Consider the following 22,490-nt stretch of genomic DNA (forward strand, 5'->3'; position numbering starts at 1 on the left):
TCTGGCGTTATGGATTTAAATATCGCATTAATTCTTGGGCAAGATGGAATTACCAGTGGTGCAATTTATGCCTTGCTCGCATTATGTATTTTATTGGTTTTTACTGTAACCCGAATTTTACTTATTCCCTTAGGCGAGTTTAGTGTTTTTGGTGCGTTGACATTGGCTGCCATTCAGGCAGGGACACCAAGTCGTATTGTATGGCTACTCGTGGTGTTTTTTGTTGCACAATTGCTCATAGATGTTTATGTGAGTTTTAAAAATAACGCAAAATTAAATTTAAAAGGTCATGCACTTGGGGTAGCCTATATCGCATTGCTCACTGCCGCAATGTATTTTTTACCTTTGGCAAATTTACCGATTTTTGTGCAAGTCATATTGGCTTTGGCTGTAGTGACGCCATTAGGACCACAAATTTATCGTTTATTTTTCCAACCTTTAGTTGCGGCAAAGCCTTTGGTTTTACTCATTGTTTCGATTGCTGTGCATGTGGCATTGGTTGGTATTGGGTTATTAATATTTGGTCCAGATGGTGCACAAACTAAACCTTTTAGCGAAGCAACTTTTGAGGTTGGAAGTTTAGTGGTGAGTAGCCAGACGCTATTTATTCTTGCTGCATTCTTCATTCTCATTATTGCCCTTTGGTATTTCTTTGGCAAAACTTTATATGGCAAAGCGCTGAGAGCAACGGCGGTGAATCGTATTGGTGCACAACTCATGGGTATTTCTCCGATTTTTGCAGGAAAAATTACCTTTGCAATGGCAGCATTTATGGGGGCTTTTGCAGGGATTCTCATTGCGCCAATTACCACTTTGTACTATGACTCTGGTTTTATTATCAGTTTAAAAGGCTTTGTCGGGGCAATTATTGGCGGTTTAGCCAGTTTTCCTGTTGCTGCTGCGGGCTCCGTGGTTGTGGGAATTATTGAAGCATTTTCGATGTTTTGGGCAAGTGATTATAAAGAAATTATTGTATTTACCTTGATCATCCCATTTTTGCTGTGGAAGTCTTTAACCTCTCGTCAAATTGAGGAGGATCATGAATGAAGTCTAAATATTTATTTATGGGCTTTATTGCCATCATGGCGATCAGTCCTCTGCTTTTACCAACATATCAAGTCACTTTGCTGAACTATATTGGTTTGAATGCCTTGGTGGTATTGGGACTGGTTTTACTGACAGGTGTAGGGGGAATGACCAGTTTTGGTCAGGCAGCGTTGGTTGGGATCGGGGCGTATTCAACGGCATATTTAACAGTGACTGAGCAATTGCCACATTTTTTAGCATGGACAGGCGGTAGTCCTTGGGCTGCATTGTTCTTGGGTATTTTTATTACTGTTATTTCTGCGCTATTGGTCGGTGGATTAACCTTAAAACTTTCGGGGCATTATTTACCTTTAGGTACGATTGCATGGGGCATTTCTTTATATTATTTCTTCTCGACCATTGAAACCTTGGGTGGGCATTCGGGAATTTCCAATATTCCGAATATTTCAATCGCAGGCTATGCTTTAGATACCAATAACAAGATGTTTTATTTGATTTGGTTGATTCTTTGTATTGCCATTATTCTGACTAAAAATTTACTGAACTCAAGAGAGGGACGTGCGATTCGTGCATTGAAAGGTGGACAAATCATGGCGGAATCTATGGGGGTAAATACCTTTAGATCGAAAATGGTGGTCTTTATCATTTCTTCGATTTTTGCATCTATTTCGGGTTGGCTTTATGCGCATAACCAATCTTTTATTAATCCAACACCATTTGGCTTACAGATGGGGATTGATTATTTGTTTATGGCATTACTTGGCGGTGTGAGCAGTATTTGGGGGGCAATTTTTGGTGCAGGCATTTTTACGATGATGCGCCAATGGTTGCAAGACCTGATGCCTGTACTGTTTGGTAATGATGGACAGTATGAAACCATAGTCTTTGGCTTAATGATCGTGGTTTTGATGCAAAAAGCACCCTCAGGTTTATGGCCAATGTTGGTGAAGCTTGTCCCACAACGTTTTAAAGCCAATGATCTACATACGGTGTTAACTGAGCCAACACAAAAATTACCGAGTTTAGACTTGCCTGCCAAAGGCACAGTAATTCTTGAAGCGAAAAATGTCACGAAAAAATTTGGTGGTTTGGTTGCCAATAACAACATGAATTTAAAAATTCATGCAGGTGAGATTTTGGCACTGATTGGTCCGAATGGTGCGGGTAAAAGTACCATGTTTAATCAACTTTCAGGTGTTGATGTGCCGACCAGTGGCGAAGTAATTTTTTTAGGCGAAAAAATTAATGGAAAACAATCACGTGAAATTGCCAAAAAAGGGCTGAGTCGTACTTTCCAACATGTCAAAATTTTGCCTGAGATGACAGTGCTTGAAAATGTCGTGATCGGTGCGCATTTACGTGGCAAAAAAGGCGTATGGGCTTCATTACTGCGTCTTGATCGTGAAGAAGAAAATAATCTATTAAATGAAGCGAAATATCAGCTTGAACGTGTAGGTTTAGGTGAATTTCTTTATACCGAAGCAGGCAGTTTAGCACTCGGACAACAACGAATTTTAGAGATTGCACGGGCTTTGTGTGCGCATCCAAGTTTGTTATTGCTGGATGAACCCGCAGCAGGTTTGCGCTTCAAAGAAAAACAAGCTTTGGCAGATTTATTAAGCAGATTAAAAGCTGAAGGTATGGCGATTTTACTGGTCGAACATGATATGGATTTTGTCATGAATTTGGTGGATCAAGTCGTGGTGATGGAATTCGGTGAAAAGATTGCAGAAGGTTTACCTGAAGATGTGCAAAAAAATGAAGCTGTATTAGAAGCGTATTTAGGAGGGGTTGCATGAGCATTGTCACTGGAAATACGCAAGGAAAAAGCTTGCTTGAAGTGAATAATTTAACGGTTGCTTATGGCAAAGTTGAAGCACTCATAAACTTTAATATGCGTGTCAATGAAGGGCAAATTGTATCTGTAGTTGGACCCAATGGCGCAGGAAAAACCACTTTACTTTCAGCCATCATGGGCGTACTGGGTTCAAAAGGACAGGTAGAATTTGATGGAAGTGTCGAACAATGCCCTCAGATTGAACGTATGGTGGTACGTGGCTTAGGATTAGTCCCAGAAAAAAGAGAACTGTTTAGTAGCATGAGCATTGAAGACAATTTAATGCTTGGAGGCTTTCAACGTTATCGTCATGGTGATCGAGCTTTAAAAGATACTTTAGATGAAGTCTATAGCATATTTCCAAGGCTAAAAGAGCGCCGTATTCAAGAGGCTGGCACACTCTCTGGCGGTGAACGTCAAATGTTAGCGGTAGGGCGGGCTTTAATGGCAAAACCAAAACTGTTAATGCTCGATGAACCAAGTTTAGGTTTAGCACCCTTAATTACCCGTGAAATTTTTAAAATTATTGATCAATTGCGTGGGCAAGGTGTTTCAATTTTATTGGTGGAGCAAAATGCCCGTGCTGCCCTAAAGCTTGCAGACTATGCCTATGTGCTTGAAATGGGGGAATTGTCGATGCAAGGCACAGGGCAAGATTTGGTGGAAGACCCACGGATTATTGAAAGTTATCTCGGAATTAATAGTAAACATCAGGACATTCTAGCGATTTAAGATGGAGTTTTGTGATGCAAAAAAATGCCAAAATTGCCATTTTAGGAGCAGGTGCGATTGGTTGTAGCTTAGCTACTCGACTCATTTTATCGGGTTGTACGCATGTCAGTTTGGTTGCACGTGGTGAAAATTTTCATGTTTTATCAACTCAAGGAATTCATCTTAAAGATTTAACAGGTGAATATCATGTGCAGCCGTATCAAGTGGTTGAAAATTTAACTCAGTTGGATACACAAGATATTGTTTTTATTGCAACAAAGTCCAATGCTCTACCACAGTTTGTACAATCACTTCAGCATGTTTTACATGCTGATAGCTTGGTTATTCCTTTAATGAATGGTATTCCATTTTGGTATTTCTACCAAGACGAGGCGCAGCAGGATATTCCTGTAGTGAAATGTTTGGATGCTGATCAACAATTAATTCAATATTTTCCTTTAGCACATTTAATCGGTGCAGTCGTGTTTATCACCGCAGAACTGAAAGCATATGGCAAGGTCGAGTCAAATAATCCGTATTTATTAATTCTAGGTGAACCAAGTCATCGCATTACCCCACGTGTACAGGCACTTGAAGAGGTCTTTGCCAATACTGAAATTGAATTAAGGATAACGGAACATATTCGAGATCAGATTTGGACAAAAGTCATTGCAAATCTAAGTTCAAATCCTTTGTCTGTGGTTGCAGGGGCAACATTAAAAGACATTTATTCTCATCCGTATTTACAAGAAATGACCTTGCAAATTACCCAAGAAGTACGTCAAGTCGCTGCGAGCTATGGTGCACGGATCAGCATAGATCCAATGACTTTTTTACAACTTGGTGCAGAGATGGGCGAGATTCATACTTCAATGTGGCATGACTATCAAAAAAAGCAAGCTTTAGAAATGGCAGGCATTGCAGAAGCTGTTTTTGAACTCGCAGAACGATTTAATTGCCCAATGCCTGTGACCAAACAGATTTGTAATCTTACTCATTATCTCAGTGAACAATCACTCAAACCATAAAAAAGGATTTTTATGAATGCATCTATAAAACCCATCAGTATGTGTCAGCAGGAATGGGAACTGCGTGTAAAACTGGCACATTGCTATCATTTAGTGGATTATTTTGGTTGGACTGAAACCATTTTTAATCATATTTCAGCTCGTCTTGAGGGCGATGAAAATCATTATTTGGTCAATCCTTTTGGTCTAAATTATAGCGAAGTTACACCTGAAAATTTACTCAAAGTAGATTTAGATGGCAATAAAGTCGAGGCTTCTGAATACGATGCAAATCCAGCAGGTTTTGCTTTGCATAGTGCTGTACATGGTGCACGTCATGATATTCGCTGTCTGATTCATACCCATACCACACCGATCAGTGCCATTGTGCAAAAGAAAAATGGATTTTCTTATGATAGCTTTTATGGTGCACAGCTTTATGGTCGAGTGGCTTATCATGCCTTTGAAGGTATTACTTTATTTGCTGAAGAAAAACAGCGCATGATCGAAAATTTAGCAGATAAACATATTTTGGTCTTGCGGAATCATGGCATTGCAGTTGGTGAAAATAGCATTGAAAAGGCTTTTTTCTTGCTTTGGACAGTACAACGTGCAGCAGAAATTCAATGCCAAGCGGGTGCATTGGGCGGGGAGGATTATCCATTAAGTGAAGAAGTAAAACATAAATGTACAGATCTAACCGCAATGTTGATTCGTGAAAGTGGTTTTGCGGTTAAATTTTTTGATGCAATGGTACGTAAAATGCAGGAAACTTTATAATAATGATACAGCGATGCATTCACACAGCTTTTGTCGATGATAAAAGCCCTGAAAAATCGTAAGTTATTAGGTTTATGGTTAAAGATGCCCAATGCTATATTGCTTGCTAGATTTTCTAGGGTGTAATGGAATCGCTGTAAAAGTGGTTTAAAGTAAATTTAAAATGGGTATTGTAACGATACCCATTTTCTATGACATAAAATACTTATAATTCAAGATTACACTGTGTATAAACCCGATTTTCATTCAATGGGTCTGTATAAATCACCGTTAATGCACCATTTATGTCGAGCGGTTGTGACTTTGGATGGGCAATAAATGTCTTCTTGGCATATAGCGTTTTATTGTCTTGTTTTTGTGTTAAAGCATGTTGCAGCGAAAATACAGTGAAGAGTAATGGTGATTGCGCAAGATTCGTTTGATTTCGCGCTTGAATGATTAATTTTTTAAGTGATGCTTCATCTAATTTTAACATTTTAGCATCTTTACTGTGGTAAAAGTCATCGGCAATTTGATCAATATTGCCATTTTGTAGCGTGAGTAATGTTGCACTATAACCTTCTGATACGGAAATTTTAACCATTTTAAAAGCAGAACTACTTTTCGGAACAAATTGATAGTAGGGTTCAGTATAGGCAGATTTTTTATTTTGCTGAAGGCTAAATTTATTTCTAAATTCAGTGCTTAATGGATAACTTTCTTTATTTTCCTGTTTTAAAGCTTGGAACTTTTGTTGATTTTCATGCAAATGATAGGCTGTTGTGGAAAATTCATTGTCCATTTGATCATAATATTTACACTGTAATGTATTTTTTAATTTAGAAGAAATTTCGGTATTTGCCCATGATGATGTACTCATTAAACTGAATGATAAGATACATACAATAGAATTTAATGATTTAAAATGCATAATTAATCCTCTATATTTTATGTGAATAGTATTTTTTTATTAGTGTTTTGTAAAATTTAAATTTATAAAAATATTTATTATTAAATATATTTTTATTTTGAATTGAATGCTTTTTGGATACAAAATAAAAAGATGTAATACCGAAATATTACATCTTAAAAAAGAGAAAATGGTTTAAGCAATAAAATTGCGTACAGCTTGGGTAAATTCGTCAGGGCATTCGATATTTGAAATATGTGATGCATTGATTTCAAACAGTTGACTATTTGCAATGCGATCTACCATAAATTGACCATCAGTTACTGTGGTTACAGGGTCTTGCTGACCTGCAATCACCAAAACTGGCACAGTAATATTCTTTAAGTCTTCACGTAAATCCGCTTTAGCCAAAGCTTCGCAACAACTTGCATAACCTTCTGCGCTGCCAGCTGCTAAGTCGTTACTTAAAGATTCTACAACTGCGGCTTGGCTTTGGATAAAGCGTTCTGTGAACCAACGTGTTGCAGCTGTTGCTGCGATTGGTTGCAGACCTTGTTCACGTACCAGTGCGGCACGATCATTCCATGCTTGTTCTTGACCAATTTTTGCTGCGGTATTGCACACGATCACACGATTAAAATGTGCAGCTTGATGAATAGCAAGCCATTGACCTGTGAGCCCACCCATGGAAATACCACAGAAATTGGCTTTTTCAATATTTAAATGGTCAAGTAAATTGATAACATCTTGTCCTAATTGCTCAATTGAGTAAGGACCTTGTGGGGCAGAAGAAGCACCATGACCACGTGTATCATAGCAAATGACATAGAAATCATTTTGCAATGCATCAATTTGCGCTTGCCACATACTGTATTTTGTTCCAAGCGAGTTAGAAAATACAATCGCAGGGTTATTCGCATCACCAAAAGTTTGGTAATTGATTTCGGCATCGTTGGATGTAAATTTTGGCATGTATAAATCCCTCCCGACCTCCCTTTATAAAAGGGAGGGGATTATTAATTGTTTTAAACTCGTTCAATAATCAAAGCGATGCCTTGACCGACACCGATACACATTGAACATAGGGCATATTTGCCACCAATTGCTTCAAGTTGATTCAATGCTGTTGTGACTAAACGTGCGCCTGATGCACCCAGCGGATGACCAATGGCAATCGCTCCACCGTTTGGATTCACGTGTGTTGCACCATCTTCTAAACCAAGATCGCGAGTGACTGCTAAAGCTTGTGCTGCAAAAGCTTCATTCAGTTCAATCACATCCATTTGCTCTAAACTTAGACCTGTTTGTGCAAGTAACTTTTTAATTGCAGGCGCAGGACCAAAGCCCATGATACGTGGTTCAACGCCTACTGTTGTTGCACCAATAATTTTGGCACGAGCTTTTAAACCGTACTTTTCAATGGCTTCATCAGATGCAATCAATAATGCAGCTGCACCATCATTAATCCCTGAAGCATTGCCCGCGGTGATTGTTCCATCTGCTTTGACGACAGGTTTAAGTTTATTTAAACCTTCAATTGTGGTTGATGCACGTGGATGTTCATCGGTATCCACCACAATCGCATCGCCTTTACGCTGTGGAATCGAGACAGGAATGATTTCTTTATCAAAGAAACCGTTAGCTTGTGCAGTCGCAGTACGTTGTTGGCTTGTTAAGGCAAATTTGTCTTGATCTGCACGGTTGATATTAAACTGTTCAGCCACATTTTCAGCCGTTTGTGGCATGGTTTCAACACCATACATTTCTTTCAGCTTTGGATTGATAAAACGCCAACCCATCGTGGTGTCTTCAAGTTTTTGGCTACGACCGTATGCACTGTCAGATTTACCCATCACCAATGGTGCACGGCTCATGCTTTCTACACCGCCTGCAATGATCAAATCGGCTTCACCTGCTTTGATTGCACGGGCTGCCATTGCCACAGCATCCAGCGATGAACCACATAAACGGTTGACTGTGGTTGCAGGCACTTGATATGGCACACCTGCCAATAGTGCAGACATACGTCCGACATTACGGTTATCTTCGCCTGCTTGGTTGGCACAGCCGTAGATCACATCGTCGACTTTTTCCCAGTTCACAGATGGATTACGTTCAATTAAAGCTTTGATGGGTAATGCGCCCAAGTCATCGGCACGGACTGGTGCAAGACCGCCTGCATAGCGTCCGAATGGGGTACGGATGGCATCAATAATGTATGCGTTTTTCATGTTCTATCTTCCAAAATCTTTGAATCCCTCCCTTGCGAAGCAGTGCTTCTCACCCTTTGAAAAGGGAGGAGTTCCCCTCTTTTTCAAAGAGGGGTTAGGGGAGATTTATGCTTTGAAGTTCTCCTCTCAAAAAGGAGGGACTTTTAATTAAACCGTTGCATCAATTAACTTAGCACCTGTCATCGACTGCAATTCGTCAAAGCTTAAACCATCGACTTTCTCAATGACTTTCATGCCTTCCGCAGTCACATCAATCACGCAAAGGTCTGTATAAATACGGTCTACACATTTCAAACCTGTCGCAGGATAAGACAGTTCTGCGACGATTTTCGGTTCGCCTTTTTTGGTCACATGGTCGGTGGTAATGAAAACTTTTTTCGCACCTACAGCTAAATCCATCGCGCCACCGACAGCAGGAATGGCATCAGGGGCACCTGTATGCCAATTCGCCAAATCGCCATTTTCAGCAATTTGGAATGCACCCAAAACAGCAATATCTAAATGACCACCACGCATCATGGCGAATGAATCACCATGATGGAAAAAGCAACCACCCGTCAGCATGGTAACGAATTCTTTACCTGCATTGATCAATTCAGGGTCTTCTTGTCCTGCTTCAGGTGGTGGACCAAAAGCCAGTAAACCATTTTCAGAATGTAGAAATACGTCTTTGTCTGATGGGAGATAATTCGAAATCTTGGTCGGTAAACCAATCCCTAAGTTTACATAAGCTCCATCTGGAATATCTTGTGCCACACGTTCAGCAATTTGATCACGGCTTAATTTGCTATAACTCATTTTATTTTCTCCGTATCCAATTACTGTGCATTATTGTCAGTAGAACCGACAGCAACAACGTGTTGAACGAAAATTCCAGCAGTAACGATATGTTCAGGATCAAGCGCACCAAGTTCAACCACTTCCGAAACTTGTGCAATCGTCACATCGGCTGCCATTGCCATGATTGGTCCAAAGTTACGTGCAGACTTACGGTAAACGAGGTTACCCCAACGATCGCCTTGATGGGCTTTGATTAACGCAAAATCAGCTTTGATTGGATTTTCTAAAACAAAGTCTTTGCCTTCGTAATTTAAGGTCGGCTTGCCTTCAGCAAGCATTGTCCCAAAACCGGTCGGGGTGTAGATTGGTCCTAAGCCCATGCCCGCAGCTTGGATACGGCAAGCTAAGTTGCCTTGTGGAACAAGTTCGAGTTCGATTTTTCCCGCACGGTACAATTCATCAAAAATATAAGAATCAGACTGGCGTGGGAATGAACAAATAATTTTACGGACTGCACCTGATTTTAAAAGTTTGGCTAAACCGTAATCGCCATTGCCTGCGTTATTATTGATAATAACAAGGTCTTTCACACCGAGTTCGATCAAGCCATCAATCAGTTCAGCGGGTTGTCCTGCTGTGCCAAATCCACCAATCATGATGGTTGCACCATCTTTGATTTGGGAAAGTGCTTCTTTCAGTGAAGCTGAGCTTTTATCAATCATGTGATTAACCTTGTCTACATTTTCATAAATTGCTATGCATAAGTATTTATTCACGATTTGATCAAAATACTTATGCATAAAAAATTATGTGAAGCAAAACTGTGAGATGAAGGGTTCATCTCACAGTGATTTTAATTATGCACTTGCACGACGACGGTCAACTTCAGTTGTTGGCGCAGCATCTTTTTCTTTCACAAGTTCAACATTAAATGTAATGTGTTTGAATGGTTTATCTACACCACGACGTGCGATTTCAGCAGCATCATTGACATCTTCAGCAACTGCAACTAGACCATCACGTGTTGCGAATGCAAAGTCATCCCAAAGGTATTTGTCACCTTCAATATTAAATTGAGTTGTAAGTTTGCGGTAACCTGGTGCAGACACAAAGTAATGTACGTGAGAAGGGCGGTTACCATGACGACCTAATTTATCAAGGACAAATTGTGTTGTACCTTCAGGTGGGCAACCATAGCCAACAGGCATCGTAGTTTGCGCAACATATTGACCATTAGCATCAGATAGAATAGTACGGCGAAGGTTAAAATCAGATTGTGATTTATCAAAGAATGAATAGTTACCTAAGCTGTTGGCATGCCAAACTTCAACTTTAGCACCTTCAATTTTATTGCCTTCAGTATCCGTTACAGTCCCTTCAATAAATAAAGTATCGATTTTGTCTGATTCAGTGCCATCATCCATACGTGCAAAGCCAACAGACTCAGGTGCACCTGCAACATAGAGTGGACCTTCAATCGTACGTGGAGTACCACCCGTGATGCCTGCTTTGGCATCCGCTTCATCTGCACGTAAGTCTAAATAATGCTCTAAACCTAAACCTGCTGCCAATAAACCAAGCTCGTTCGCTTGACCTGCGTCAGTAAAATATTCCAAACCTTTCCAAAGCTCAGTTTGGGAAATATCTAAATCTTCAATGGCTTGAAAAAGATCACCCAATAAACGTACAACGATTTGTTGAACACGTGCATCAACTGGACCTGTTGCTGTGTCTACGTTCATTTTTTTGACTAATTGATCAATCTCTTGACGGTTCATACGAATTCTCCTTAAGTATGAAAAGGTCTGTGGGGCTGTGCTTGCTAAATCATTTTGGCGCGCTTCCTTGCCCCAACACTCCTTGTTTTATTGCTATAACATTAATATAAATTAGGAACTAAAAATCAACTGTCATCTTCACGAACAGAAGACGGATGACGGTTTAAAGCAACCACTTGAATGTCCATATATGGATATAAAGGCAGCCCTTGCAAAATGTTGTGTAACTCTTCATTACTCTCTACATCAAAAATACTGATGTTTGAATATTGACCTGTGATGCGCCAAATATGACGCCATTTCCCTTGTCGTTGCAAATCTTGAGAATATGCTTTTTCAACGGCTTTAATTTCATTGGCTTTTTCAGTTGGCATATCGAGTGGGATATGAACGTCCATTTTTACTTGGAAAAGCATGACGGCTCCTTCAATTATTGACGACGTAGGTTGTCGATTTTGTCTTCATCCAATTCAATACCTAAGCCTAAACCTGTTGGGATTTTGAGCTCAAATTTTCATATTGAAGAGGTGTTTTTAAAATTTGTTCAGTCAGTAACAATGGACCAAATAGCTCAGTGCCATACGCTAAGTTACTGAATGTTGAAAATACATGTGCCGATGCAACTGTTCCGACTGGACCTTCAAGCATGGTGCCACCGTAGAGGTCGATTCCTGCAAGATTGGCGATTTTTCCAACTTCACATGCTTCCGTAAGACCCGCAGACTGTGCGACTTTTACCGCAAAAACAGATGCTGCATTGCGTTTAGCAAGTTCATAAGCACTTTGTGGACCCATAAGCGATTCATCTGCCATGATGGCAATATCAAACTTACGAGTAAGACGTTCCATCGCATCAATATTATGAATTGCACACGGCTGTTCGATCAGATCAATACCACCATCTTGTAGCATTTGAATGCCTTTGATCGCAGTCAGTTCAGACCAAGCACGGTTGACATCAACACGAATCGAAATGTCATCGCCCAAAGCTTTTTTAATCGCCAAGACATGTTCAACATCTTGCTCTACAGGGCGAGAACCGATTTTCAGCTTAAAAACATTGTGACGTTTAGCAGCAATCATTTTTTGTGCTTCAGCAATGTCTTTTTCGGTATTGCCAGAAGCGAGTACCCATAGCACAGAAATACTGTCACGGACACGACCACCTAAAACTTCACTTAAAGGCAGACCTAAACGTTGTGCTTGAATGTCTAATAAAGCGGTTTGAATTGCACATTTCGCAAAACGATTGCCGTTGATATTACGGTTAATCACTTGCATGGTTTGTGCAACATTTAAACCTGCTAAAGTTTTTAATAATGGTGCAAAATAGGTTTCAATATTGGTTTTAGCACTTTCAGGGCTTTCTTCACCATAGCCTAAACCGCCAATTGTGGTGGCTTCACCCCAACCCACAAAGCCGTCATCTGTGCTGACTTTCACCAATACCAAGGTTTGTGTTTGCATTGTTGCAACCGCCATCTTGTGTGGACGGATGGTTGGGATCTCAACAAGCAATGTTTCTATAGATGTATACATTGCAAATAATTCTTTAAGTGTTCAACTGTTTATATACCCTAAATTAATGTAATATCTTAAACTAGAGCCAGATTGGTATTTTTAGATACTTAAAAGGTATATAAAAGGAGGTTGAGACAATGGAATTACGTCATCTACGCTATTTTGTGACGGTTGTAGAAGAACAAAGCATCACCAAAGCAGCAGAAAAACTGTGCATTGCTCAACCACCACTCAGTCGTCAAATTCAAAAATTAGAAGAAGAATTAGGCATATTATTGTTTGAGCGAGGTTCACGTCCTGTTAAAACCACGGAAGCAGGGCAGTTTTTTTACCAACATGCAGTGCAAATTCTCACCCATACTGCACAAGCCACTTCTATGGCGAAACGCATTAGCTCTGTAAATAAAGTAGTGCGGATCGGTTATGTCAGTTCATTGTTATATGCCTTGTTGCCCCAAATTATTTATTTATTTCGACAAAAAAATCCAGATACAGAAGTGGAATTGATCGAATGTGGTACCAAAGATCAGATTGAAGCACTCAAACTGGGTAAAATCGACATAGGTTTTGGGCGTTTAAGAATCAGTGATCCAGCGGTAAAACGTATTTTAATGCGTCGAGAAAAGTTATTGGTTGCAGTACATAAAAATCATTTTCTGGCGCAACAGATTGAAAGAGGCGTGTACTTATCTGAAATTAGCAATGAGTTGATTTTTTCCTATCCTGCGACACAAAAACCAAACTTTTCGACTTTGATTCAGTCTATTTTTACGGAGCTTGCTTTAGTCCCAAAAAATATGCAGGAAGTACGTGAAATTCACATGGCTTTGGGTTTAGTTTCATCGGGTGAGGGCATCTGTTTAATTCCACAAAGTGCCAGTGAAATTGGTATGCGTAACTTGGTTTATATTCCGATTTTAGATTTAGAAGCCTATAGTCCAATTTCGATGTCAATTCGAAATATGGATCAAAGCAGCTATATTCCGAATATTTTGGATTGCGTTAAAGAGGTTTTTGAGGCTGAAAATATTACATTACTGATGGATGCCGATTAAAAAACGTATTTTTAATCTTTCATAATAGACCTCTTGCGAAAATTATTTTCGGCGAGATCTGAATCAATATTGAATGTTCCCTCTCGTTTCAGGATGAGAAACATCGTTTCGCAAGAGGGAGAGGTTTTCTATTTAAAAGCCCCTCATCCTCTTGCGGAGTTACCTCCTCATCCCTGAGCCATATATGGCGCAAGAGAAGGAACTCCTGATATGCTTTTAAATATGTTCTAAGTCTAAAATTTAAACATTTTCAGACTTACGCAAGAGGCCTAATGATTTAATTTAGCGTGGGATTTTATTTTTATTCAGATTTAATTTTATTTTAAATTGAAAATTCCATTTATTTTTGTATTATTAAGGATGAAACTTTGCTTATCAAGGAACAGAACATGGCATTAACAGCAGAAGCAGCAATTCAAAGCACCTATAGTTTGCATGAATTAATTCAAGCTGTTTTTAATCAAAAAGACACAGATGCACAACTGGCAGAAATGGTTGCATATTTTACGCAAGATTTTGAAATGGTGGGTGCAGCAGGAAAACGTATTCAGTATCAACAAGTCTTGCAGCTATTTAAAAATAACCAAGGCAATATCCCTGATTTAAAAATTGAAATTTCGGATGCTGAAGTAATTTTGCAAAAAGATGATGCAATTTTGATGAATTATACTGAAACCCATCATAAAGAAGCGGGGACAACGCATCGCCGTGCTTCAGTTTTATTGGTTGAACAGGACGGGAAAATGTATTGGCGTTATTTACAAGAAACTTTTTTGGCTTAATTCATTCATAGACTTTATATTCCTCTTTGTATCTATAGCGAATCATTTGATTCGCTATTTTTATGTGCAAATTAAATTTTTTAGATGAAAAAGGCTTTTTATGAAAAATCACATTCTGTGTTTTACATCACGAATTTTGATGAAGTTGTAGATTTTAATTTTTTGTGGTTGTTGAAATGCTCATTAAATAGCTTAAAAGTATAAAAATATACTTAAAATTATATGGAAAATTACATTAATAATTAAAATAATGAATGCGTGATTCATCTTTAAATGATTTCTAAATCTCTTAAAAATAAAGAAATTTGGTTTCGCTATGAGAGATGAATGATTCACTTAACTGTCGTGATGACTGCATTTACAGCTTAAACACAACAATTTAAAAATGTGTCGGAAAGGATTTCCATGATGTTTAAATTCAATCGCTTATTTCAAGCACAACGTACTATACATTTCACTTTACTCGCATGCTTAAGTATCAATACCGCTTATGCAGATTTTTGGCAAGACAGTCAAAAATCAGTGTATTTGAGAAATTTTTATGTAGAACGAGATATTGAGGGAACAAATAAAGATTTAGGCAGCTGGTCGCAAGGTGTGAGCAGCCGCTTTGAGTCTGGTTATACGGATACACCATTACAAGTGGGTTTGGATCTTGGTTTTCAATATGCGGTTCGTTTGAGTGATCATAATGATGAACGTTTAGATACGGTATTTCATTATGATGCATCCGCAGGCAAACAAGAGCGTGATTTTTTAAAGCTTGGGGCAACTTTAAAGTTAAAGTATCAAGATACTGAACTGAAAGTTGGTGAACTGTTGCCGAAAACACCTGTTCTTTTTATTGATGACTCACGCCAATTGGTCACGACTTTTGCTGGGGCAATGTTAGAGAGTAAGGAGATTGAAAATTTAAAAATTTCGGCAGGGCGTTTTACGCATATTAATGCCCGTGATGATGATGAATTTAATAAACTCACTTTAGCAGGTTCAAAAGATCCAAATAAAGAAAGTGATGGTTTAAATTTCATGGGTTTAGATTATAACTTTAATCCAAATATTTCGGGTTCATATTGGTTTGGACAGCTTGAGGACATTTACCAACAACATTATCTAAATGCAGCATATACAGAGCAAATTGGTAAATCTAAAGTGAAAGTTGATGCACGTTATTTTAACTACACTGAAGATGGCGATGCTTATTTTGACAATATTGATACCCAATCAGTTGCCTTACAAACCACTGTTCAACATGGTTCAAGCACCATCACGACAGGCATACAAAAACATATGGGTGAAAATGCCATTCCTGTCCTTGGTGGGTATGTTCCTCAGCCTTATTTACAAAGTTGGTCTGCATTAGGTTTTTATAAAGCTAAAGAGTTAACATGGCATATTTTATATAGCTATGATTTCAAAGAAGCTGGTGTTCCTGGTCTAAAATTAACGTTACGTTATCTCAATGGTAGTGAAATTTATCGCCCAAATTTAAAAGATAATCAAGAAACTGAAAAGAATATCATCGTGAATTACACCGTGCCTGAAGGGAAGTTGAAAGGTTTAGGTTTTGAATGGCGACATATTCGCACAGATCAAAAATATGGTGTGGGAAATGCAGCAGGTACAGATTTTGTCGAAGACCGTATAGCAACGACATATACCTTTAAATTTTAAAAAAATTTATAAAATGGAGGTATAAATTATGCAGCAGACTTCACAGCATTCAACTGCGCAGAATATGTTAAAAAAAGCATGGTTAGTCACTGCTTTATTGATGGTTTTTCAAATGATCAATTTTGCTGACAAAGCTGTTCTTGGTTTAGTCGCTGAATCAGCGATGGCAGAACTCGGTATGACCAGTACGGAGTTTGGATTTATTGGTAGTTCGTTCTTTTTCTTATTTGCGATCTCAGGCGTGATTGTTGGTTTTGTGGCAGGTAAAATTCAAACCAAATGGATTATTTTAGTGATGGGTGTGAGTTGGGCAATTTTACAATTCCCTATGCTATTTGGTGGTGGTGCAATGGCGCTACTGATTACCCGTGTGATTTTGGGTGCTGCTGAAGGACCTGCTTCTTCGATTAGTTTACAACATGTGCAAGGTTGGTTTGAACCAACTGCACGTGGTTTTCCCAGCAGTATGGTTGCAGCAGGAACAACTATAGGCCCAATTATTGCAGCACCAGTTTTAGCCTATATCATTGCACATCCACAAATGGGTTGGCGTTGGGCTTTTGGTTTTTTAGGTATCGTAGGCTTACTCTGGACAGTGGTTTGGTTCTTTGTTTGTAAGGAAGGCCCATATAGTCATATTGGTGATATGGCTGAACAAAAACCTGTACAAAAGCAAGATATTTTAAGTGCTGAAACCCACAGTATTGCGGCAGTGGTCGATCAACTACAGCCTGTGGCATATTTTAAAATTTTTAGTTCAAAAATGTTTATCGTTGCAGTATTAACAGGAATAGGTTGCTTTTGGCCTCTGGGTTTTTTAACCACATGGTCACCTAAATATATCGCCACGATTGCACCATTAAGTCCACAAATGATAGGAACTTTATCTACTTTACCATGGATCTTAGGTGCGGTTGCCTTGATGTTTGCAGGTTATATTTCTCGTCTTTTAATGAAGAAAGGTTGTACTGTGCATCAGGCTTTAGGTATGAATTTTGGAATGATTATTTTAGTGTCTGGTATTTCATTTTTATTGTTGCCACATAGTCAGGCTAGCATGGCAATTTTAATGATTACTATTGCTGCTGGTGCTGCGATGACATTTCCATTGGCAACCATGACGGTAGGCTATAGTGTCTGTTCTAAGCAGCGTGCTGCTGTGATGGCAACATTAGTATCATTGTCTTCGATTGGTGGGATCGTTTCACCTTTGATGGTTGGGCATCTTATGGATCGAGCGGGTTATATACAACCACATAAAGGTGAGGTATTAACAGAGCAGATGGCAGCAAATCTTATTCATGGTATGAATCAAAGCTTTACTTATATTGGAATATATTTGGTGATTGTTGCAATTTTGGCGATTCTATTTTTAAATCCAGATAAAACAGCAAAGCGATTGAATTTTCCGTAGTCTTAATCATGTTGATGTCGATCATTAAATTAAATAGCCCACACTTTGTGGGCTATTCTTTTGGTTGTCTAATTCGCCTTATAAAGACCATGCTGAACTAAATGCTGACGTAAAATACGTCTCAGTTCTAATACCGCTTCAGGTGTTTCTTGGATCGAATGTCCACCTTTAATAATTTTTTCAGATGCAGCACCATCTAAATGTGCACTTTTATATGGAACGATCCCATCGGTCATGAGATTTGCATCTGTTGTATCTGAGTTATTCCCCATAATAGAATGGAAAACTAGACCTTGCTTTGGCATGACATTTTTAGTGAGTTTGGTAAATTTGGAATTATGGCTGAGATCACTCGGACCATTTTGGATGAGTCCATCACCAACTTCATTGACAAAATTTTTCATATTAATATTTTGCTCAGTAATGGAATCCGCCAAAGCACCTAAAAATGCACCTGGTAATTTGATGATTTTTCGTGCAGCTAAGGTAAACCAACGATCAGCAAACGCCGTACCACGATGTGGTGCAGATAGAAAAATCGCACGATCAAAGTTGGGTACAGATTTAATTGTTAAACGTGCTTTGAAAAGATCATCATCTTTGAAGCGGTCAAATTTACGATTGTTGAGCATTTTTAAAGCGGGTTGGGCTAAGTCTGCATCACTGACTAAGAGACGAGAAATAATTCCGCCCATACTATGCCCAATGAGCACCGCATCCTTTGCAGCAGGCGTGTCTTGTCCAATATAGTTAAAGCTTTGATTAATAATGGCATTGATTTGATAGCGACTTTCTAAAATTGGCATATTCGTTGAATAAAAGACTTGCCAAACTTGATAATGTTCACGTAGAACATGATCACCCATGATGTCATTGGTTAAACGAATCCATGCCTCAGGACTACTTGCTAAACCATGTACTAAAACAATCACTTTTTTGTTGGGATTGAAAGGCTCTAACATGTATAAATGTGGCATGGTCAAGCGTTGATCACGATCAATGAGCGTCAGATAAGCCGCTGCTCCAAGGTTATTTTCAGCCAACCAAAGTCCATAAGGGGCAGAGAAATTAGCAGCAAGTGGATAGTCTTTATCTGCAACTTTAATTGTGTCAATCGAATATGGATCGTAAATTTTTAGACTAAAATGGGGAGAATGCAAAATTTCATCAACAGTCTCTCCTGATTTTGGCTGTGCAGTAATACTGACAGATAAATAACGTGGATCATGAATGTTGGGATTGACACCATTTTGATAATGGTGATGTACAGGATCAACGATGTATTTATCTTCTTCAGCACTCTCTGGATCATCTAAAATCGCAACAAATTCAGCACCAAAACCATCTCTACGGTTAAGTGAGCGTAAACCTGAAAAATTTAAGTTGTAGCTTGAGAGTAGGTTTTCAATCTTTTCAGTATCGAGTTGGGGGTAGTGACTATAATCAATGCTATAAATACTTTGACCAATTTTAATTTCTTTTGGAACTGTTTTGCCTTTGGTACGTAGCCCATAGGTCGTAATCATTTTAGCCAAAGCTTGGTTGTAAAAATCTCGAATTTGAACTTGTCTATTATCAAAAATACGATCTTGTGGTTGACGTTTACTTTCAAATAAATAGGCATAGCTATAGCGGATACTCTTATCGAGCATATCCAATTGTTGGTCTAAACAAGTGTCATAGTTGGTCTGATTTAGCTTCTGTTTTTCTTCAGACTGGTGTTTGGAAAGCGCACTAATTTTACAATTTGAAGAACCATTTAAAGCAATAGCCTTGGCAAGATAGACTTCACTCGCTGTTGAAAGTAGCTGCTCATCTTGGATTTGTGGAATTTTTGCTAAATCTTGAATGCATTGATCAGGTTGTTCCGTACACTTTTTAGCTTCACTACCTGTCATGGACAAGACATTTAAACTCGCCTCGCTCATTTTGCTGCGGGTAAGAATACTATCACGTTCATTGGCAATGGTAACATTGACCTTTTGGCTTTTCACACTGACCACTTGACAGCCACTAAGCAGTAAAGGCGTCATCGTAGCAAGGATGAGCAGTATATTTTTTTTACTGTGCTGCATCAGTATCCTCTACATTTTAGGTTTAGCGAAATCATACGATATTGCTTGAAAAATTCAAATTTTTTCACAAAAAAATAGGCTGATATTGATCAACCTATTTTATATTTAATATGCTTAAATTATATGCAATTATTTAGATTGGGCTGGATTTTTTAGAATCTGCCAAACATTATAACGCCCTTGTTTTTCAACTTCTTGTACTAAACGGTCAACAACTTCAGCTTCTTCAGGATATTTAACTTTATAATTTTTCAATGTCTGAAGGGCATTTTTTTTCTGATCCATCCATAAATAGTTATTGATTGCAGATAAATAAGCTTCTTGTACGCCAGATTTCATTGCACTATTTAAATAAGGCATCGCTTCTTTTTGACCACCACCTTCAGATAATGAGAAACCAAACCATAAGTTTGCTTCTTGGTCTTCTTTATTAATTTTTAAAATACGTTGTGCATAATCTAAAGACTTGGTGGTATATGATGAACCTAAATCTAAATTACGTCCCATTACACTGGCTTTAAATGCACGAATCAGAATATCAAATGACGCATTTGGGTTTGCTGCAAGTGCATCTAGCTGAGCTGAAACTTCTTTGAGTTTACTTTCAAAACCACGGCGTTCTTGACGATCGGTAAATTGTGGTGGGTAGTGACGTGCTTTACCTTCGACCATTTGTAAGAAATCATCAATATTGGTGATATCAATTTCATCTTGACCCGCAATGACTGCATATTTCATTGCACGTTGTGTATTGTTGACAGTAGGAATGATCAATTTATTGGTGTCTAAAATGATTTTTGCTGCTGGATTATTTGGATCAGGCACTTCCATTTTTTGTACAGGTGCAGTAGCAGCTTTTTGTAATTCAAGTTCAAAAACAGGTGGTTGATTATAATTAAATGGATTTAATGCATAAAATGGTGGAGTAATATCTGGTTCAGTATAGACGATAGGCTCATTGTTAATAGCTTTGCTTGGGGCTTTATTGATAGAGGTTGTAGAGCAGGCAGCAAGTAATGAAGCTGAGAAAATAGCGACTGCAAGTGGCTTAATCGTCATATTTGTCTTCCAAAGATTTGTTGTATAAGTCAAAAATAAGTATGTGCATCAGTCTAAGAAAACTTATTTAAACATGCAACGCTAAAAGCTTAAAGTTTTAAAATTTATACAGAATACAAACGTGTTTGATTGATTAGAGCTAAAATTGTATAACATGTCGTAAAAAGCCTAGTTTGAACTAGGCTGATTTTAAATTACTTACTTTGCGCTTCACACTCACGGCGCACATCTTCAATAATTTTTAGTTCCTCTTCACTAAATGGTGTTTCTTTGGCTTGTTGTTGATTAAATGTTGGATCAAGCAAGGATAAACGATGACATAAATTATTCATACGCATTTCATTGTGTTGAATACGTTCAAGTAAAACACGCATACCATCTAGCATTGGGTCGGACTGATCTTGCGTAGCTGCATACGGTTGGAAACCAATGCTTTCTGCATAGTCACGGCGTTGTTTCTCTTGCTCGTTGTCTTTTTCTTTATCTTTGAAAATTAAACGTGCAGCACTGCCCACTGCAGTTGCTCCTTCAGGAATAGCTTTAGTGACAACGGCATTCGAACCAACTTTGGCATTTTTCCCAACAGTAAAAGGTCCCAAAATTTTTGCACCTGCACCAACAACAACACCATCTTCTAAAGTTGGGTGGCGTTTGCCTTTATTCCATGTTGTACCACCTAAAGTCACACCATGATACAACGTCACATCATTGCCAATCTCGGCCGTTTCTCCGATGACTACACCCATACCATGGTCGATGAAAAAACGTTTTCCGATCTTTGCACCAGGATGAATTTCAATACCTGTAGCAAAACGACTAAAAGAGGACAGCATGCGGGCTGAGGTTTTACACTCTTTTTTCCATAATTCATGGGCAACACGATGCATAATCAGTGCGTGAATACCTGGATAAGTAGTTAAAACTTCAAATGTATTGCGTGCGGCGGGATCACGCGCAAACACAGCTTGGATATCTTCTTTGAGCTGTTTCAGCATTAGTTTTGATCCTCTTTCGGTTTTGAACTTTTCCATGTGCCATTATTCAAGGCTTGAACTCGACTAAAAATGCCTCGAAGTAAATGATATTCCATTTTATCTAATTGTATACGTCCAAATAAACGGCGCAAGCGTAATGGTAATAATCTTGGATTTTTTGGATCCATAAATTCAATCTCTGCCAACATTTTTTCAATGTGTGGGTAAAACTGTTCCATTTGCTCATGGGTGACAAGTGGTTCATCCCAATGCATATCTTCAGAATCAGTGACATGCATCATGGCTTGATCATCATGTTGCTTATCTGCAAATGCTAAAGTTGCCATACGTATTTCATAGCAAATCACTTGAATCGCTTGTGCGACATTCAGTACACCATAGTCACTATTTACAGGAATAGTCACATGATAATTTGCCAAAGCCAGTTCGTCATTGGTCAGACCTCGATCTTCTCGACCAAATACAATGGCAATTTCTTGTTGGTCGTGAATTACTGCGCGCATCGATTTTTCAGCAGCAGGGCGTGCATCGAGCAATGGCCAAGGAATGGTACGACTACGAGCACTCGTACCAAAAACAAGATGACAGTCTTTGATTGCATCTTCTAAAGTTTCAACGATTTCGATCTGTTCAATCAAATCGGTTGCACCTGCTGCTAGAGCATCAATATCAGGATGAGGGTAAGTCTTTGGTGCAACGAGAACGAGTTTAGACAAGCCCATAGTTTTCATTGCGCGTAAAGCACTACCAATATTTGCAGGTAAAGTGGTATTGACCATGACAATACGCACATGGCTTAAATGCTGCGAAATGGCAGCATTATCAATAATATCCATGATTTGTCCAAGAATAGGT

Annotated in this window: 20 protein-coding genes and 1 pseudogene; 9 read left to right on the forward strand and 12 right to left on the reverse strand. The window is 38.7% G+C overall.

The features are described from left to right. The first annotated feature begins 9 nt into the window (after window positions 1-9). The 5 genes from AVJ19_RS04935 to AVJ19_RS04955 are packed head-to-tail and all read left to right on the forward strand — an operon-like array spanning window position 10 to window position 5,382. Window positions 10-1,047 (forward strand): branched-chain amino acid ABC transporter permease, encoded by a 1,038-nt coding sequence (locus tag AVJ19_RS04935; protein WP_111858671.1) that lies wholly within the window; start codon window positions 10-12, stop codon window positions 1,045-1,047. After that, on the forward strand, window positions 1,044-2,846 hold the full coding sequence (locus AVJ19_RS04940) for an ABC transporter permease subunit (protein ID WP_111858672.1): 1,803 nt from the start codon (window positions 1,044-1,046) through the stop codon (window positions 2,844-2,846). Before AVJ19_RS04935 ends, AVJ19_RS04940 begins: the two co-directional genes overlap by 4 nt. 32 nt (window positions 2,847-2,878) lie before the next feature. Further along, window positions 2,879-3,616 carry an ABC transporter ATP-binding protein gene (locus tag AVJ19_RS04945; RefSeq protein ID WP_322873941.1) on the forward strand — a complete coding sequence of 246 codons (738 nt, stop codon included), beginning with the start codon at window positions 2,879-2,881 and terminating at the stop codon, window positions 3,614-3,616. A 14-nt stretch (window positions 3,617-3,630) separates the two neighbouring features. Beyond that, window positions 3,631-4,623 (forward strand): ketopantoate reductase family protein, encoded by a 993-nt coding sequence (locus AVJ19_RS04950; RefSeq protein WP_111858674.1) that lies wholly within the window; start codon window positions 3,631-3,633, stop codon window positions 4,621-4,623. A gap of 12 nt (window positions 4,624-4,635) precedes the next feature. Further along, window positions 4,636-5,382 (forward strand): class II aldolase/adducin family protein, encoded by a 747-nt coding sequence (locus tag AVJ19_RS04955; RefSeq protein WP_111858675.1) that lies wholly within the window; start codon window positions 4,636-4,638, stop codon window positions 5,380-5,382. Between the two features lie 205 nt (window positions 5,383-5,587). Here the strand turns inward: AVJ19_RS04955 and AVJ19_RS04960 are convergent, their stop codons facing one another. The 8 genes and pseudogenes from AVJ19_RS04960 to AVJ19_RS04995 all read right to left on the reverse strand — a co-directional run bounded on the left by AVJ19_RS04960 (window position 5,588) and on the right by AVJ19_RS04995 (window position 12,599). After that, window positions 5,588-6,292, reverse strand: coding sequence for a hypothetical protein (locus AVJ19_RS04960; RefSeq protein WP_111858676.1), 705 nt, complete (start codon window positions 6,290-6,292; stop codon window positions 5,588-5,590). A gap of 174 nt (window positions 6,293-6,466) precedes the next feature. Next, the gene (gene pcaD / locus AVJ19_RS04965; RefSeq protein ID WP_111858677.1) at window positions 6,467-7,243 is read right to left on the reverse strand and encodes a 3-oxoadipate enol-lactonase; all 777 of its coding nucleotides are present in this window, start codon (window positions 7,241-7,243) and stop codon (window positions 6,467-6,469) included. Window positions 7,244-7,296: 53 nt separating this feature from the next. Continuing rightward, window positions 7,297-8,502: a 3-oxoadipyl-CoA thiolase gene (gene pcaF / locus AVJ19_RS04970; protein WP_111858678.1), complete on the reverse strand. Its 1,206-nt coding sequence runs from the start codon at window positions 8,500-8,502 to the stop codon at window positions 7,297-7,299. A 147-nt stretch (window positions 8,503-8,649) separates the two neighbouring features. Then, window positions 8,650-9,300 carry a 3-oxoacid CoA-transferase subunit B gene (locus AVJ19_RS04975; protein ID WP_111858679.1) on the reverse strand — a complete coding sequence of 217 codons (651 nt, stop codon included), beginning with the start codon at window positions 9,298-9,300 and terminating at the stop codon, window positions 8,650-8,652. 20 nt (window positions 9,301-9,320) lie between these two features. Beyond that, window positions 9,321-10,004 (reverse strand): 3-oxoacid CoA-transferase subunit A, encoded by a 684-nt coding sequence (locus tag AVJ19_RS04980; RefSeq protein WP_111858680.1) that lies wholly within the window; start codon window positions 10,002-10,004, stop codon window positions 9,321-9,323. A gap of 135 nt (window positions 10,005-10,139) precedes the next feature. Then, on the reverse strand, window positions 10,140-11,060 hold the full coding sequence (gene catA / locus AVJ19_RS04985; RefSeq protein ID WP_111858681.1) for a catechol 1,2-dioxygenase: 921 nt from the start codon (window positions 11,058-11,060) through the stop codon (window positions 10,140-10,142). Between the two features lie 125 nt (window positions 11,061-11,185). Further along, complete coding sequence (catC, locus tag AVJ19_RS04990; protein ID WP_111858682.1) at window positions 11,186-11,476, reverse strand: muconolactone Delta-isomerase; 291 nt, start codon at window positions 11,474-11,476, stop codon at window positions 11,186-11,188. A 14-nt stretch (window positions 11,477-11,490) separates the two neighbouring features. Continuing rightward, window positions 11,491-12,599 (reverse strand): annotated as a pseudogene (locus AVJ19_RS04995) (muconate/chloromuconate family cycloisomerase). A 119-nt stretch (window positions 12,600-12,718) separates the two neighbouring features. On the opposite strand from AVJ19_RS04995, the gene catM reads away from it, so the two are divergent. From catM to AVJ19_RS05015, 4 genes are all read left to right on the forward strand, one after another. Next, a complete protein-coding gene (gene catM, locus AVJ19_RS05000; RefSeq protein WP_111858683.1) occupies window positions 12,719-13,636 on the forward strand; it encodes a cis,cis-muconate-binding transcription regulator CatM in 918 nt (305 codons plus the stop codon). Window positions 13,637-14,025: 389 nt separating this feature from the next. Continuing rightward, window positions 14,026-14,418 (forward strand): DUF4440 domain-containing protein, encoded by a 393-nt coding sequence (locus tag AVJ19_RS05005; protein WP_111858684.1) that lies wholly within the window; start codon window positions 14,026-14,028, stop codon window positions 14,416-14,418. 408 nt (window positions 14,419-14,826) lie between these two features. After that, window positions 14,827-16,092, forward strand: a complete 1,266-nt coding sequence (locus AVJ19_RS05010; RefSeq protein ID WP_111858685.1) for an OprD family outer membrane porin — start codon at window positions 14,827-14,829, stop codon at window positions 16,090-16,092. A gap of 28 nt (window positions 16,093-16,120) precedes the next feature. Continuing rightward, window positions 16,121-17,506, forward strand: coding sequence for an MFS transporter (locus AVJ19_RS05015; RefSeq protein ID WP_111858686.1), 1,386 nt, complete (start codon window positions 16,121-16,123; stop codon window positions 17,504-17,506). Window positions 17,507-17,574: 68 nt separating this feature from the next. Here the strand turns inward: AVJ19_RS05015 and AVJ19_RS05020 are convergent, their stop codons facing one another. From AVJ19_RS05020 to AVJ19_RS05035, 4 genes are all read right to left on the reverse strand, one after another. Continuing rightward, window positions 17,575-19,581: an esterase/lipase family protein gene (locus AVJ19_RS05020; protein WP_171334159.1), complete on the reverse strand. Its 2,007-nt coding sequence runs from the start codon at window positions 19,579-19,581 to the stop codon at window positions 17,575-17,577. 129 nt (window positions 19,582-19,710) lie between these two features. Next, the gene (locus AVJ19_RS05025) at window positions 19,711-20,640 is read right to left on the reverse strand and encodes an ABUW_2363 family tetratricopeptide repeat lipoprotein (RefSeq protein WP_111858688.1); all 930 of its coding nucleotides are present in this window, start codon (window positions 20,638-20,640) and stop codon (window positions 19,711-19,713) included. Window positions 20,641-20,834: 194 nt separating this feature from the next. Beyond that, a complete protein-coding gene (cysE, locus tag AVJ19_RS05030) occupies window positions 20,835-21,635 on the reverse strand; it encodes a serine O-acetyltransferase (RefSeq protein WP_111858689.1) in 801 nt (266 codons plus the stop codon). Continuing rightward, complete coding sequence (locus AVJ19_RS05035) at window positions 21,635-22,471, reverse strand: RNA methyltransferase (protein WP_111858690.1); 837 nt, start codon at window positions 22,469-22,471, stop codon at window positions 21,635-21,637. Before AVJ19_RS05035 ends, cysE begins: the two co-directional genes overlap by 1 nt. Window positions 22,472-22,490 lie beyond the last annotated feature (19 nt).

The organism is Acinetobacter sp. CFCC 10889, assembly GCF_003268395.1.
Classification (GTDB): Bacteria; Pseudomonadota; Gammaproteobacteria; order Pseudomonadales; family Moraxellaceae; genus Acinetobacter.